At 45.2% G+C, this 15,247-nt stretch carries 18 protein-coding genes; 4 read left to right on the top strand and 14 right to left on the bottom strand.

Translation table 11 applies throughout. The features are described 5' to 3' along the window. Positions 1-63: 63 nt before the first annotated feature. From WCV65_RS02945 to WCV65_RS02890, 12 genes are all read right to left on the bottom strand, one after another. Entirely contained in the window at positions 64-588 is a 525-nt protein-coding gene (locus WCV65_RS02945; RefSeq protein WP_035407388.1) for a type 1 glutamine amidotransferase domain-containing protein, read from the bottom strand. A gap of 88 nt (positions 589-676) precedes the next feature. After that, positions 677-1,018, bottom strand: coding sequence for a helix-turn-helix transcriptional regulator (locus tag WCV65_RS02940; RefSeq protein ID WP_338779932.1), 342 nt, complete (start codon positions 1,016-1,018; stop codon positions 677-679). Between the two features lie 258 nt (positions 1,019-1,276). Then, entirely contained in the window at positions 1,277-1,402 is a 126-nt protein-coding gene (locus tag WCV65_RS02935; RefSeq protein ID WP_269449396.1) for a hypothetical protein, read from the bottom strand. Positions 1,403-1,475: 73 nt separating this feature from the next. Beyond that, positions 1,476-3,257, bottom strand: a complete 1,782-nt coding sequence (locus WCV65_RS02930) for an ABC transporter ATP-binding protein (RefSeq protein WP_338779929.1) — start codon at positions 3,255-3,257, stop codon at positions 1,476-1,478. Further along, complete coding sequence (locus tag WCV65_RS02925) at positions 3,244-4,977, bottom strand: ABC transporter ATP-binding protein (protein WP_338779927.1); 1,734 nt, start codon at positions 4,975-4,977, stop codon at positions 3,244-3,246. Before WCV65_RS02925 ends, WCV65_RS02930 begins: the two co-directional genes overlap by 14 nt. Before the next feature lie 158 nt (positions 4,978-5,135). Then, positions 5,136-5,909, bottom strand: coding sequence for a YhfC family intramembrane metalloprotease (locus tag WCV65_RS02920; protein WP_338779925.1), 774 nt, complete (start codon positions 5,907-5,909; stop codon positions 5,136-5,138). Between the two features lie 124 nt (positions 5,910-6,033). Beyond that, positions 6,034-6,735 carry a DsbA family protein gene (locus WCV65_RS02915; RefSeq protein WP_035407399.1) on the bottom strand — a complete coding sequence of 234 codons (702 nt, stop codon included), beginning with the start codon at positions 6,733-6,735 and terminating at the stop codon, positions 6,034-6,036. A 24-nt stretch (positions 6,736-6,759) separates the two neighbouring features. After that, positions 6,760-7,152 carry a DoxX family protein gene (locus WCV65_RS02910; RefSeq protein WP_035407402.1) on the bottom strand — a complete coding sequence of 131 codons (393 nt, stop codon included), beginning with the start codon at positions 7,150-7,152 and terminating at the stop codon, positions 6,760-6,762. A gap of 62 nt (positions 7,153-7,214) precedes the next feature. Beyond that, entirely contained in the window at positions 7,215-8,048 is an 834-nt protein-coding gene (locus tag WCV65_RS02905) for a M56 family metallopeptidase (RefSeq protein ID WP_338779922.1), read from the bottom strand. Positions 8,049-8,050: 2 nt separating this feature from the next. After that, positions 8,051-8,464 (bottom strand): BlaI/MecI/CopY family transcriptional regulator, encoded by a 414-nt coding sequence (locus tag WCV65_RS02900; RefSeq protein ID WP_035407408.1) that lies wholly within the window; start codon positions 8,462-8,464, stop codon positions 8,051-8,053. A gap of 64 nt (positions 8,465-8,528) precedes the next feature. Further along, complete coding sequence (locus WCV65_RS02895; protein WP_035407411.1) at positions 8,529-8,981, bottom strand: threonine/serine exporter family protein; 453 nt, start codon at positions 8,979-8,981, stop codon at positions 8,529-8,531. Positions 8,982-8,986: 5 nt separating this feature from the next. Further along, positions 8,987-9,763 carry a threonine/serine exporter family protein gene (locus tag WCV65_RS02890; protein ID WP_035407414.1) on the bottom strand — a complete coding sequence of 259 codons (777 nt, stop codon included), beginning with the start codon at positions 9,761-9,763 and terminating at the stop codon, positions 8,987-8,989. Between the two features lie 191 nt (positions 9,764-9,954). On the opposite strand from WCV65_RS02890, the gene WCV65_RS02885 reads away from it, so the two are divergent. Beyond that, a complete protein-coding gene (locus WCV65_RS02885; RefSeq protein ID WP_035407416.1) occupies positions 9,955-10,518 on the top strand; it encodes a hypothetical protein in 564 nt (187 codons plus the stop codon). A gap of 100 nt (positions 10,519-10,618) precedes the next feature. After that, positions 10,619-11,464, top strand: coding sequence for an STAS domain-containing protein (locus tag WCV65_RS02880; RefSeq protein WP_338779913.1), 846 nt, complete (start codon positions 10,619-10,621; stop codon positions 11,462-11,464). A gap of 28 nt (positions 11,465-11,492) precedes the next feature. On the opposite strand, the gene WCV65_RS02875 is transcribed toward WCV65_RS02880, so the two are convergent. Then, positions 11,493-13,847 (bottom strand): EAL domain-containing protein, encoded by a 2,355-nt coding sequence (locus tag WCV65_RS02875; protein WP_338779911.1) that lies wholly within the window; start codon positions 13,845-13,847, stop codon positions 11,493-11,495. 251 nt (positions 13,848-14,098) lie between these two features. Between WCV65_RS02875 and WCV65_RS02870 the strand changes: the two genes are divergently transcribed. Together WCV65_RS02870 and WCV65_RS02865 are read left to right on the top strand one after the other, a co-directional pair. Beyond that, positions 14,099-14,305, top strand: coding sequence for a hypothetical protein (locus WCV65_RS02870; RefSeq protein ID WP_211556314.1), 207 nt, complete (start codon positions 14,099-14,101; stop codon positions 14,303-14,305). A 2-nt stretch (positions 14,306-14,307) separates the two neighbouring features. Further along, positions 14,308-14,505 carry a YwbE family protein gene (locus WCV65_RS02865; protein ID WP_066099064.1) on the top strand — a complete coding sequence of 66 codons (198 nt, stop codon included), beginning with the start codon at positions 14,308-14,310 and terminating at the stop codon, positions 14,503-14,505. A gap of 48 nt (positions 14,506-14,553) precedes the next feature. Here the strand turns inward: WCV65_RS02865 and WCV65_RS02860 are convergent, their stop codons facing one another. After that, the gene (locus WCV65_RS02860; protein ID WP_197491608.1) at positions 14,554-15,180 is read right to left on the bottom strand and encodes an exonuclease domain-containing protein; all 627 of its coding nucleotides are present in this window, start codon (positions 15,178-15,180) and stop codon (positions 14,554-14,556) included. Positions 15,181-15,247 lie beyond the last annotated feature (67 nt).

The raw sequence follows: 15,247 nt of genomic DNA, 5'->3' as shown, positions 1-15,247 counted from the left end.
CCGTATCCACAATCCAGCCTCACAAACAAAAAAAGCCCCCTAATTAAAGGAAGCTTCCCACATCTATTCCCCTGCCAGCAAATCGGCAAATTCCTTGGCGTATTGCGGAAGGTCTGGAGGTCTGCGGCTGGAGACAATATGGCCGTCGGTGATGACGGCGACGTCGTGCCAGATGGCGCCGGCGTTGGTCATATCATCTTTGATCCCAGGTGTGCTTGTAACGTTCCGGCCTTTTAGGATTCCGGCGGATATCAGGACCCAGCCGGCGTGGCAGATTTGACCGATCGGTTTTTCGTGCTGATCCATGTAGCGCACCATTTCGAGTACTTCGGGATAACGTCGCAGCTTGTCCGGTGACCAGCCGCCAGGTACAAGGATCGCATCGTATTCTTCGGGTTTTACGTCGGTGAAGGAAATGTCCGATGTCACAGGGACACCGTATTTCCCTATATAGGTTTCATTGGCTTTTTCTCCAGCAATGTGAACAGTGGCGCCCTCTTCCTGTAAGCGGAGTACCGGATACCATAGCTCAAGATCTTCAAATTCACTGCTGACCAGCTGAATAATTTTTTTATTTTCTAAACGCATGCAAAACACCTCCGCATTCAGTATATCACGGGGGCGGCATGGGCTAAAACTATTGGGGTTCGTCACAAAATCACTTCCCCCAACCCCCTTAGCTGTTTTGGGCAGCAGCGTTTCTTAATTTGCGAATGATGGAAGTTATGACGCTGATCTCATCTGGAGATACCTTCCGGCCGTCAAGCTCAAGTTCATACTTGACTAAAAGGTTCTTGGACTGAAGATCTATGACCTCTTTGCTGCGCTTCTCCGTTACAAGCAAATCACTTATATCGACCTCGTATACTTCCGCTATTTTTTTCAGAAGAGAAATAGTGGGTACATAAAGACCGCGTTCAATTTTAGAAAGGTTGCTATAATCATAATTCACTTTTTTTGCAAGGCTTTGAAGAGTATCGCCATTGCACTTTCTTACTTCTTTAATTCGGTTTTCCATGACAGGCATGACCTCACTTCAAATCCTATTGTAAATCATAAAACACGTTATAGTGAATATTGCAATGTTTATTTGGGTATTATAGAAAAATTATTTTTTTGTTTTGGTCGCACAAACCAATAATTCGAATAGGATATTGACGAGGATACCTTTTTCCAAAGGAAAATCTCTTCTCACTCTTCTTCGCACTGCTTATGAGGGGCAGTGCCTTCCTTTATTTAAAAAGAAAAAAGAACAGGAATGTACGCGGCAAATTCATCATTTGCGTACAGTTTCCTGTTCTTTTAGGTTGTGCTCTAAAAGACTCGTATGAAAGATGCCTGATATTGTTTTACGGCCGAACCAATTTGCTGTATGCTCGAGCCATTCTGTCATTTTTTTCATTTTAACGCCCCCGCTAATGGATATTTGTTACGTTATTCCCTCCATCTTTACATTCTAAGCATATGATGGAACATTAACTAATATCCTCAAGCGATTGATACAGACTGTAATAGGCTCCTTCATTGGAAAGAAGCTGTTCATGTGTACCATTTTCAACAATCCTTCCCCGGTCAAGGACGATGATTTGGTCAGCCTGCTGAATGGTGTTCAGTCGGTGGGCGATGACGAAGCTTGTTCTGCCCTTCATTAAGTGCTTAAGGGCATCTTGTATTTTCAGCTCGGTGATTGTATCGATGCTGCTCGTTGCTTCGTCAAGAATGAGCAGCACGGGATCTGCAAGCATGGCTCTTGCAATGGATAGGAGCTGTTTTTGCCCCTGGCTAATTCCGCTTCCATCCTGTTTTAGAACAGTCTCGTACTTTTTCGGCAGCCTCATAATGAAGGAGTGGGCATTGGCTTGCTTGGCTGCTTCTTCTACTTCCTGGTCTGAGGCGTGAAGGCGGCCATAGCGGATGTTTTCTCTGATGGTACCTTCGAAAAGAAAGGGATCCTGCAGGACGAAGCCCATATTTTTTCTTAGGTCGGGGCGGCTGATTTTGGTGATTTCCTGTCCATCGATCTGAATCGTTCCGGCACTCGGATCATAAAAGCGCGACAGCAGGTTGATGATGGTCGTTTTGCCTGCTCCGGTAGCGCCTACAAACGCGACCATGTCCCCTTTTGATGCATGAAAACTGATGTCCTTCAAAATCAGATGGTCGTCATCATAGCCGAATGAAACATCCCGGAATGCAACGTCGCCTTCTGTAATCCCTGAAGACAGAGGAATTTGTTCTTTCTGTTCTTCTTCTTTTTCATCCAATATTTCAAATACCCTTTCTGCCCCGGCAACGGCTGAGAGAATGGTATTAAATTGATTGGCCAGATCATTCAGCGGACGGGTGAACTGTCTTGAATATTCTATGAATATAACAATTGTGCCGATCGTAATGTAGCCTTTAATCGCCATATAGCCGCCGGCTGCTGCGATAATGGCAAAGCTGAGGTTATTCAGTACGTTCATCAATTTTGGAATAAAGCCTGAGTACGTTTGTGCCCAAAAACCTGCTTCACGGAGCTTGGCGCTGCGATCGAGGAATTCTTCCGTTACCCGCTCTTCCTGGGAAAAAGCTTTGACGATTTTTTGGCCTGAGAACGTTTCTTCGATGTATCCGTTCAATGAACCGAGGTGCTTTTGCTGCTCCTTGAATTTTTTCCCTGTCCTGCTTGTAATCCACTTCATTCCGAACACCATGAGGGGAATGATGACCATGGAAAGTGCGGTCAGGACCGGACTTAAAATCAGCATGAGGATGACGGTTCCGGCTAAAGTAAGCAAACTTGAGAGAATTTGGATAACTGAGCTGTTCAGCGTTTGGCTGACATTATCCATATCATTTGTGACCCTGCTCATCAGCTCCCCATGCTGCCGCTTATCAAAAAATGAGATCGGCAGCTTTTGAAAATGCTCGAAAAGCTGGACTCTCATTCGGTAGACGGCCTGCTGGGCGATGCCTGCCATCCAAAAGTTCTGCAGCCAAGTGGCGAGCGAATAGCCTGCATATACGATAATCAAAAGCAGCAGCTGGACTGCCAGCCCGTCTGTTTTTAGCGGGACAATATACATATCAATCGTTTGGCCGATCAGATATGGACCTAACAGGCCCAGTGCGGAGCTTCCAATTACCATCAAAACGACCATAACGAGCAGGCCTTTATTGCCGTCCATGTAATTCCAAATTCGCCTTACGACCGCCGGCCAGTTATTTGGCCGCGGCGGCTTCGTTCCTTTTAGCTGATGATTAGAGGGTCTCATGAATTCGTTCCCCCTTCATTTGAGATTGCCAAATCCGGCGGTAAATATCCGATGTTCGGAGCAGTTCTTCATGTGGACCATGCTCCAGCAGCTCTCCGTCATCTAGAATGAGAATTTGATCCGAGGCTGCAGCTGTACTGATTTTTTGGGTTATAAGAAAGGTCGTGCATGAATAAGTACCGAGCGCTTTGAGAAGTCTGCCTTCTGTTTTCAAATCCAGGGCGCTCGTGCTGTCATCGAGGAGCAGGATGGCCGGTTTGCGAATGAGCGCCCGGGCTATGGAGAGCCTTTGTTTCTGCCCGCCAGACAGATTGACACCCTTTTGCCCGACAACTGTGTCATAGCCTTTCGGAAGGCTCTCGATTGTATCATGAATCTGGGCGTCCTTTGCTGCCTGAATGATCTCTTCCATTGAGGCAGCAGGCTTTCCCCAAGCAATGTTATCTTTAACGGTTCCCGTGAAAAGAATGGATTCCTGCGGGACGTAGCCGATTTGCTCCCTTAAATTTTGAAGCCGGTATTGCCCCGCTTCTTCTCCATCAAGGAAAACCTCGCCTTCCGTCGCGTCATACAGTCTTGGAATCAACTGAAAAAGGGTTGATTTTCCTGAGCCTGTTGCCCCCATTATGGCGGTAGTCGACCCCTTTTCGGCTGTAAAACTCACTTTTTTCAAAACTGGGGTTTCGCTTCCTGGGTAAAAAAACGTTACATTTTGAAACTCCACACTTCCATCCGTCACTTCGGGAGAGCGGCTGGAGGAGGGAAGATCATGCAGATGAGGCTCTGTTTCCAGCACCTCCGAAACACGCTGTGACGATGCCCTCGTTCTGGAGAAGGCCATGATGATAAATGAGAACATCGAAATCGCCGCTGTAATCCTTAAAGAGTAGTTCACAATCGCTACGACTTCCCCGACTTTCGCTCCCCCGCTGCTTACCTCCCCTGCGCCGAACCAGAGAATCGCAATGATTCCCGCATTCATGACAAAATAAAGAATTGGCATGGTCATTTCAATCAGGCGTAAAACGGTCGTCGTTCTTTTCCTTAAATCCTCCGTTGCACTTGTGAACCTTTGAATTTCGTAGCGAGAGTTTAAGAAGGCTTTAATGATACGCATGCCTGCCAGATTCTCTTTCATCACGCCATTCACTTTATCGAGCCGTTCCTGTACAGCGCGGAACATCACGCCTCCCGTCTTCAGCACCCATAGGAGGAAAAAAATAAGGACGGGGATTGCAATGACAAGGATGAGGGCAAGCTTCGCATTCACAAAAAGCGCCATAACGGTTCCGCCGATTACCAGCAATGGTGCGCGCAGCATAATCCGGAGGCTCATAAACACGGTCATCTGGATCGTATTCACATCATTGGTTACCCTTGTAATTAAAGAGGATGTCTGAAAATCATCCAGGTTGGAGAAAGAAAAGGACTGCACCTTTTTAAATAAGCTGCTGCGAAGGTCATAAGCAAAGCCCTGACTCACCTTGCTCGCCAAAAAAGAGTTCGTTACACCGGCTGCAAAGGCGAAAATGGACATCGCTAGCAGCACTCCTCCCCACAGCCAGATGACCCCCATATCCTTCTGCAAAATCCCCTGATCAATCATTCGTGCGATAATGAGCGGCTGGGCCAATTCAACGGCCAATTCCACCAGCATGAGCGTTAAAGCAAGTCCTGCCGGCAGCCTGTACGGTTTTAAAAATGAAAACACCCTGTTCATGTTATCCCTTCTCTATGTATGGATTGTTACTCCTATCATATCCTTATGCAGGAAATTATTTAAATATTTTGATTCCGATATGTGCTGGAAATTGAAAAAAGCTCTGCACCTGTGCAAAGCTCCTCTGTTATTATGGTCCTTTTCGCTCCATTGATGTATCAATCTCGTAAAAAAGAACTCCTTATAAAGAGAAAAGCGCCAATCCCAATCACATATATAATAATTTCCACTGCATACAAATTCATCGCTCCAGCCTGATACAGGGCAGGGAAAAAGTCGATGAGGGCATGCAGAAGAATGGCTGCAAGTACATAGATGTATTTTTTGTTTTTGACTGCGTAAAGCACAATCAATGATAAGGCGATTTGAATGAAAAATGCAGCCGCACGCTCCAGTCCGCCCATGAATGCCAGCGGAAAGGTTAGCTCCGTCAGCGCTGACGTCAGCTGGTTCAGGACTTCAGGAGGGAGGTTCTGAGCAGCAATTGTTTTCTCAAGTTTACCGGAGTTCTGCAGAATCGCCAGGGAAATCATCTGAATGCTTCCAAGCGCGCCAATCAGAAGTGCTTCAATTCCTCCGTGACCAAGCCCGTAAGCCAGGCCGTCCTTTCGCTCCCGATACAATTTCAGGAGCCAGGTGAACGCGATAAACCTTCCCATTTCTTCAAAAAAGCCCGCAGAAAGGCCTCCGTATATCGCGAAGAGTACAGGCTGATCAGCGATTTGAGAGGTTGTTTTATTCGTGACCAAAATGAATTGGTTAAACGAACCTCCCAGCACATTAGCAAAAACGAAGAAAATAAGAATCCCTATTAAAACAGGACGAAACGAAATCTTGTATTTCTTTTTTAAGAATATGTACCCGGCCACCGGCAGGATGACGGACACGGCCAGCTGAAAAACAAGCCCCAGTATAGCGGATTGCGGCACCATTTCGACTCCCCCTTTTAGGTAAGACAGACTTCTTTTAATTTTTCTATGGGTTAATTTTAGCATTGAGATCCAGATTTTAGTATATTATCACATAAAAAAAGACAGGCACGGTGCCTGTCTTTTTTTATTTCCCTTCTTCTTTCGCTGCCGCATCTACCCGCGTCCTTAAATCCTTCATGTCGCGTCCGAGGAACATTTTCCCGTTCACGAAAAGCGATGGTGTAGAGGTAACGCCAAGCTGTGTAGCGAGGGCATCATCTTCGTTGGAGGCGAGCTTGCCTTCTTTTTTATCATAGGATTGTACGACCTTGTCCACTTCTTCTTTGCTTGCCATTGTACTAAGAAGGTTCATCAGGTAATCCTTTTTATAAATATCTTTGTTTTCGGCTTCAGGATCACTTGGCTGAGCATCATAAAGCTTTTTATGGAATTCCCAGAACTTATCGTTTCCCAGTACCTTGTAGACGCTCTCCGAGAATTCAGCTGAACGGTAGGAGTCTACGTTTATAAACGGATGGTGGAAGAAGAAAAACTGCACCTTTCCGGTTTGAATCAGTTCCTTATCAATCTGCTTGAAGAACGTATCATTGAATCCTTTGCAGGCTGGGCATTTGTAATCCCCGAATTCAATAATTTTCACCGGAGCATCTTTATCTCCTAAGTAGGGCTCATTTTTGTATGAAATGATGCCCGGATTGCTCATGGATGACTTGTTATAGCCGACGAAAAGTCCGCCGATCAGGATGGCTAAAAGAATCGCGAAAAGGAGCCCGAATACGAAAGGCTTTTGTGAAAATGTATTTTTGTCTTGTTGTTTCTCTTCCATTTGCTCACTTCCTATTTGTACTTTTCATGATGCGGAGCGGCTGCGTTTTTTCAACAGACCTTCTGCGGAGTATGCCCCGCTTCCTGTAAAGGCGAGGCTAAGCGCCATAGCAAGAAGAGCCGCGTCCAATTCGTAGCCCCCGATAAATCCCTTTTTCAATCCTACCGTAAATATGGCTCCGAGCATAATAATTGCAATTAGAACGGACACAATCCTTGTTCCGAGTCCAATCAGGATCAGAATTCCTCCTGCCAGTTCGATTACAGCCACGGCGTATGCCATAAACCCAGGGAGACCGAGACTTGCGAAGAATTCAGCTGTCTGCTCGATGCCTCCAGCAAACTTCATGTACCCGTGAAGGATAAATATGATTCCCAGGACAAAGCGGATGATGAGTGTTCCAATATGGTTTAGCATGATACATTCCTCCTTATTTTACAACACACTACATTGCGTAGTGTAGTTGTTTATAAAAAAAGTTATGGCGAGATGATGAACATTCCCGCCAAAACCATAACAACCTGGACGGATGCAATAACGGCTGAGCGCGGTGTTTTCACCGGTTCGCTTGTTTCCGGATTAAGCAAATGCATAATCCGGTAGTTAATCGCGGTCTCGCTGATGGAAACCGTATGCGGGCTATTGTTTGTTTTCCCCCACTTCATCATTTTCAGCAAAGCGTGGCTTAAGCCGGCTATGCTGCCGGATTCCCGGATGGCAAAGCGGTCTGCAAGCACCTCTTTTGTCAGCTCGTAGTGCTTTTGCCACCATTTAAAAATTGGAATATACCAAAGTGTTCGTGCAATGAACTGAAGAATCCATTTCTTCAATGGATCTCTTTGACTCTGATGAAACTGTTCATGATAGATGACGGCTTGCAGCTCCTGATCGTTCAGCAGTTCAAGCAGACCGGAAGATACAATAATGACGGGTCTGAAGTAACCTGCCGTGAAGGCTGCAGGTTCCGTTTGATCGATTACTGAAATCTTGTGTCCGAAGCGTTTTTCTAATTGTTTGCTTTCCATCTCATTCCTGCTCATCGCAAGCTTCCGGCAAAACCTTTTATATAAAAGGTACTGCTTTGACAAATGATACCCAAGAGTGATCAAGGTACATCCAATCAGCACATCAAGCGTAACCGCAACCGATGACAGCCCGATCTGTTTAAACAGGCTGTGGCACGCCCCATACATATTGACCCCGAATGTACCCTGGCACAGCAGCTGGTAAGCGTAAACGGCCATCTGTAGAATCAGTAGTCCTGAAAGCACGACAGCGAATCCAAATATTCGTTTTGAACGTCTCTCCCACATGATTACACGTCCTTTTTCAACTGTTTCAGCTTATCTTCGAGTCTGCTGATAAGCTCCTGATCGGCTTCATCTAGGGCGTCAAGCATATGGCTGACAGCAAGAGGGCCGAATTCATCCAGCAGGTCATGGGTAAGTTCTCTCGACTGCGTTTGAAGAAAGTGCTCCCTCGTCATGGCCGGTTTGTAAAAGGATGTTCTTTTTTCCGTTCTTTTGATCAGTACTTCTTTTTCCTGAAGTCTTTTCATGACAGTCATGACGGTGTTGAAGCTAATGGGCTTTTCTTTTTCAAGCTGCTCCTGCACATCTTTAATGGACATTTCCTCGCGGCACCAGAGAATATCCATGATTTTTGCCTCGAGCGGACCGAAAAAGCGGTTTAATCCCGTCTCATTCGATTTGAAGCGATTAATTTTCATACGATCCACCTCACACTACAGATTGTAGTGCAACTGGGTAGAGGAAGTCAATCCTCTTTTATACTTACCTGCCCTGTCCTTTATTCAGCCTGTTCAGCTGAGTCTGTCTAATTGCCTGATTGATGACCTCGGAAAATACAAGTCCGATGGCGATCGATCCGGATACCATAAAGGCTTTTGCCGCTAAGCTGATTGCGATGTTATAGTCGTTCTGCACAAAGTTGCGCATTGCATCATAAGCCATGCCGCCAGGGACAAGCGGTATCACTCCGGCAACACTGAATATAATGACAGGTGTTTTATAAATTTTTGAAAAAATCTGGCCGGTTACCGCAATGACAAACGATGCGACCACAGTTGAAAAAATCGTATCCAATTGATTTTCAACCATCATGTAATAAATGATCCAGCCAAGCATGCCAACGAAACCGCACTTCATCAGTGATTTACGCGGAGCATTAAATATCATCCCAAACGCAGCCGAGGCAATAAAGCTTGTAATGAGTTGTTCAATCATACCGGTCACCCTCCTATCCCTGCAAAAATAGAAAATACGAGGGCGATTCCCGAACCGATTGCAAATGCGGTTAAGAAGGCCTCTGCCCCTTTTGAAAGCCCCGAAACGAGATGGCCGGCCATCAAATCCCTTACGGCGTTTGTAATTAAAAGCCCGGGAACGAGCGGCATTACGGAACCGATAATGATTTTATCGACTTCCATTCCAGCCCCCGTTTTGACAAATAAAAAGGCGAGCAGCCCGATGATGAACGAAGCAAGAAATTCCGAGAAAAATTTAATCGGTACAAGCCTGTGGAAATAAATCAAACTGATGAATCCCGCTCCCCCGGCAATGACAGCAGGCAAAAAGTCCGGCCATTTCCCCATAAACATGATGAGGAAGCAGCCGCTAGAGACAGCAGCGGCCACACTCTGTACCCATAGGGGGTAAGTATGGCTTGCCCTCTCTACAATCTTTAATTCCTGATAGGCCTCATCTGCAGTAAACTCACCGCTGCTGATCTTCCGTGAGATTCCATTGACAAGTGCTACCTTTTCAAGGTCAGTCGTACGTTCTGCAATCCGGATGAGCTTCGTTTTCGTTGGTTCCTTGCCCTCTACTGAAAAAATAATCCCGGTCGGCGTTACATAGCTATGGGAGTGGCTAAAGCCGAAAGCCGCTGCCATCCTTGTCATCGTATCCTCAACCCGGTATGTTTCCGCCCCGCTTTGAAGCATGATTTTTCCAGCCAGCAGGCAAACATCCATAATTTCATATGTAAAGGTTAGTTGTTTATCCATTATTAATCTCCCTGCTTTTACATTGATGAAGCACCTATAGTGTATCCGAAAAAGCCTGCAGGGACAATTTTTTGAAAGCGCCCTGCCTTTTATACTATTTTTTCCTTTTTAAGCAGGATTTTAGACTCATGATAGAGAAACGATAAGATTGTGCCAAAAGACTCACTATATATAGCTTGAAAGGACGCATCATGAAACGAATTTTATCCGTACTTATACTCTTTTTATTCAATCTCGGCGGCTGCGGAATGACAGATCAGGAAGCTGTTAAGCCAGTAAATCCCACTATTTCTCTAAAACCGAAAGAACCTGTCCTGATTCAGGAGGATTCTTTGAAAAAAACGAGCGGGCATTCAATTAAAAAGGCGCGATCGATTAACCAAAGGCTTCCTAAAGAAGATGAGAAAGAAATCTTCACTGTTCTCAACGACCACTTTTATGCGTTGAAAATGAAGGATTTGGACCGGTATATGGCCACTCTGTCAAAAACAGCACAAGGGTTTGATTACGAGGCTGAGAGACTAAACACGATCGCAGTATTTGAACAATTCCCATATACTCTAACATTAAAAGAAGCGAGGGTGTATAAGACCGGGCAAGATTTGCGAAAAGCCGCTGTATATGCGCTGATTGGAGCTTCCCGTGCTGAATCCAATGAGACATGGACTTTTGAAACGGTTATTGTTTTTAAAAAGGATCCTGACGGCTGGAAAGCATCTGCCGCCATTGGTCTCCCAATCCTATTAAAAAGGTAAACACACCTTTAAATCTGTTATACTTTTAGTATTATGATTCTTTGCTTAAATTCGCAGGCGCCGATCAAGTAAAGCATGACTTACCTTCCAAGGAGATATTATGGAAACAAAAGCAAAAGCACTCTATCAGTTCATCGTTGAAAAGGCTCCACAATTTACGGAAGAATGGTTCACACACCAGTCGGTTAAAACCGGATCCGATTATTCCCTTGATGCTCCTCCGCAAATCTCGGAAAAAATCAGAGAACAGAATTCCAACTATGTGAGGCTTGTCGCCAAATCTCTTGATCAGAGCAATGAAGAGATGAAAGAAACCATTGGAGCCTGGACTAAAAAGACAGCTGCCGACAGGGCCCAGTCACGGACATCGATTGCAGAGGTTACCCGTAATTTCGGCATATTCCGCCGGATTTTCTGGCAGTTTATTGAGCGATTCACTTCAGAAACGAACCTTCCTATTACAATCCAGGACCTGTTCTACTGGGAGAAAAAATTGAATACAGCCTTGGATTATGTAATTGAATCTTTTACGAAAGAATTCATGAAAATTATGATAATGCGCCTTGAAGCACAGTCATCCCTTATTAAGGAACTTAGCGCACCTGTCATTGAACTGACTGACTATATTGGGCTTCTCCCGATTATCGGTGACATTGACACGGCCAGGGCAAAGAATATTATGGAATCGTCGCTTCAGCAAAGCATCGATTCGGGGATTTCTATCCTGATTCTGGACTTATCAGGAGTTGTAACCGTCGACACGATGGTAGCAAAGGAAATTTTCCAGCTGGCTGAAGCTCTCAGACTCATTGGAGTAGAAACGGTCATATGCGGCATCAGGCCGGAGGTTGCTCAGACGGCTATCCAGCTTGGCATTGATTTCTCAGGAATGAAAATGGAAAGCTCTCTTCAAAAAGCTGTCAGGAAAATGGCAAAAAACATATAAAATAAAACCTTTCCCGAGCGGAAAGGTTTTATTTATGTCCAATTGGATTGGTTAATAATGCAGCCATATCAGACGGCGGAAGCGGCGGGCTGAAATAAAAGCCTTGTATAGATGGACAGTGAAGCGCTTCAAGGAATTCCAGCTGCTCTTTTGTCTCGACCCCTTCTGCGACGATTTCAAGATTTAGGTCTTTCGCGATTGCAATGATGCTCGAAAGAATCGCATTGCTTTGCTTGCTCGTGTTGATTTTGTTAATAAAGGACCGGTCGATCTTCAGCACATCGATTGGAAGCTCCTGCAGATAACTTAAGGAGCTGTACCCCGTTCCGAAATCGTCCAGGCTGATTTTGATGCCGAGTTTTTTCAGCTCATTCAGCTTGCTGATTGTTTCTTCCTTATTTTCAATCATGGCACTCTCCGTGATTTCAATCTCGGCACATTCAGGATCAAGACCTGTCAATTCCAGTATTTCTTTTACAGTGTCTACAATTCCGTCATCGTAAAAATGATAATGGGAAAAATTCACGGCTACACGCTGAAACGGATAACCGATTTGTTTCCATTGCTTCATTTGCAGAAAAGCCGTTCTCAGGACGAATTTTTCCAGGCCGCGGATTAGCCCCGTTTTTTCTGCTATTGGGATGAAGACAGCAGGCGATACGGGTCCCAATTCAGGATGAATCCATCTGACAAGCGCTTCCGCACTATTATACTGACCGGTTTCAAGGCTGAATTTCGGCTGATAGTGAACAGTCAATTCTTCATTCAGGATGGCTTTTCTTAGCTCATTCTCCGTGTAGAGCTCCCGATGGTAATGTTCATTGAGTTCATTCGAGAACGTGAGATGCTTGCTGTTACTCCTGTTTTTAGCCACATTCAGGGCCATGCTCGCATATTTAAATACTTCCTCATGGCTGGCACTGTGCTCAGGGTAGACAGCAGCTCCTGCGGCAGCTGTGATATTCACAAAGGTCTCTTTATAGCAGACCGGCTTTTCCAGCGCGTAAAAATAGGAACTGTTTAATTCCCCCGGTTTTTTGCCAAAGAGAGCGAGCGAGAAAATGCCCGGATCTGTACTGCCAAGAATCGAACCCTCCGGCATACTGTGTTTCAATTTCTCCGCCGCTGCCTTAATCACTTCCGCTGCAGCTCTCTCGCCATAAAGCTCCTCGATGCTCTGCAGATTCACAATAGAAATGGAAACGAGTGTATACGGAATCTTGGTTTGACTGACCAAATATTTGAAGCGCTTTTGGTTAGGAAGCCCTGTAAGATCATCATAAAAAGCGAGCTGCTGAATGGTTTCTTCCGCCTGTTTAATTTTCGTTATGTCTTTTAGGATGACATAAATCCCTGTCGCCCTCCCATGGGCTGTGATCGATATGATAGAGGCAATGACGGTGAGCGGATTCCCGTTCTTCATTTTAATTTCAACGTCTACGGAAAACGCCTCGCCAGCCACCGCTTTAGTCACATACAAACTGTTAATTTGTTCACTGTATCCAAGCAGCAAATAACTCTCGCCCTGCAGCTCTTTTTCTATATAACCAGTCAGTATTTCCGCTGCCCGGTTGCATCCGGTTATGATCCCCTTGGTATTGAGGGTAAATACTGCATCCAGGTTATTTTGATAAAGGGAAGCATACTCCTCCTTTTTTACATTGAGCTTGCGGTAGGAATAATAAGATGGAATAAATTCAAGTGCTGCCATTGAAATTAACCCGATTGTATAGGGCAGCAGAACAAATGGATGATGCTGATCACTGACTGAAAGAACGGATAGAATCACCATGTAAGGAAAAACGGAAAGCGCACTGCCGATGAGGATACTTCCTACCAGTCCCCAATACATGGCTGACCGGGTTGATTCCTCATCCAGGACAATAAATAAAAGCTGGGCCCCTGAAAATACGATTCCCACCATAATCGTTGCGCAAATGATGATTAACAGAAAGTTCATATCCATCTGGCCTTTATAGATAGGATAGAAGCCGGCATAATCAGCTGCCAAAAGAGCGCAAGTCAAATAAATACAAAACTTGGCGTAATGGCTGTGCCCTGTTTGCCCAGCCTTTCTGCTGCCGATAAATTGAAATAAAAAGAAAATCACGAGTATAAAAGCAGGCAAATACAACAAGTTCGTCACATCGGGACTAACCGAAAAGTGCAAAGAGGTGTAAAATAGAATCTGAGTTATCCAAAATAAACATCCGATTCCTGATGATACGCTGATTTTTTCCAGAATAGAGGCTTTTGGATGATTTTTCAGTTTGATGGAATAAGCCAAAATTCCAAGTACGCTTAGCATGCTAAGAATTGCACATACTCCGTAGATGAAGGGATCTACAAAGTTTTCTAGATGATCTACCCCATTTGGATCCACTATTCATCTTCCTTTACTTTCTTTTTCATGCGAAGTGCGCACTGCAATTCGTTTTATTACGTTATACTTCAAGCATCAAGAATAGTTAAGATGCCTATCGTTTACAGGTATATCAGGCGAATATGGGCAATATATCTGGCACCAGAGGTTATGGCCTGTATAGACGGGATATTAGTATTATCGGGTAGAATCAGTACTTTTTTAGTTTTCAAGGAAAATTGTTACAAGAATATTTTAAGGAGGGCCATTATATGAGCCAGAATGAGAACAGCAAGCAAACGGAAGAACAGCCGAAAGCGAAGATGAGCCTGCAGGAAGCAATGAAAAACAAGCTCGCTGCCAAGAAGAAAGAACAGGCTGGAGGACAAGCAGATAATGGACTTGTTAAATCCACAAAGAAAATGACGAATCAGCTGACGAAAAAACCAAACAATCAGCGCCGCCGGACGGGCGTCTAATGATGGACGGCCGCCAGAGAAACAGCATCAAGCCCGGAATCCGGGTGAACATCGTTTTGAAAGCCGACCAGCGTACTGGGAAGCTGACAGAGGGAACGGTGAAGGATATCCTGACGAACTCCCCGAATCATCCGCACGGCATAAAAGTCCGGCTTCAGGATGGACAAGTAGGGCGTGTACAGGAGATTTTAGGAGAATAGCCAATAGGAAAGGGCCGGCTGGTATAACCAGCCGGCCCTTTCCTATTCTTATCTTGTTCCAAACCGTCTGTATCCGGTTTTCTTCTCCCCGTATTTCCCCATTGGCCTGCGTGACAGCGCAGCTTTGAGGTAGGTTTCCTGATCTTCGTTTTTGCATTGAAGAAGCGCGTGCAGCTGCATGACATCATCGAGGGCACGGTGGGTTTGTGACGTACCGAGACCATGCTGCCGTACAAGGTAAAGAAGCTTGGAATTCAAAAAACCGTATTCCTTCCATGGAATATGCCGGACCGTGCAATGCCACCTCAGCTCGGCAGCTTCCGGATACATCGTGCAAATGAAGCTGCGATCGAAGGAGGCATTATGTGCCATGGCGAAATCCGCTTTTGCAAAAGCCTCCTGTACCCGTTCATCCTCGAAAGCCTGCCCCTGCACAGCCTCAAATGGAATGCCGTGAACGCGCTGTGCAAAAGGATAGTTGGCAAGCGCACCCGAGGACTGCGGCTCTCTCAAATAAGAGTGCTTCTCTTCTATTTCTAAAAATTCATCTGCTGCCTGATTATATCGGAACAGCAAAATTCCAATCTCGATCATTTCATCCTGTTTAGGCGACAATCCTGTGGTTTCAACATCCACAAGCATTCCTGTCACGATGTCTTTATTTCCTATCAACATGATCCCTCTCTCTTCTTTTTCGTTTCTATTTACCTTAAACGCTTGGATTAAAACACTCCAGCACTTG

Source organism: Metabacillus sp. FJAT-52054, from assembly GCF_037201815.1.
In the GTDB taxonomy this organism is placed as follows: Bacteria; Bacillota; Bacilli; order Bacillales; family Bacillaceae; genus Metabacillus_B; species Metabacillus_B sediminis.
This window is presented reverse-complemented; position numbering and strand designations above follow the sequence as displayed.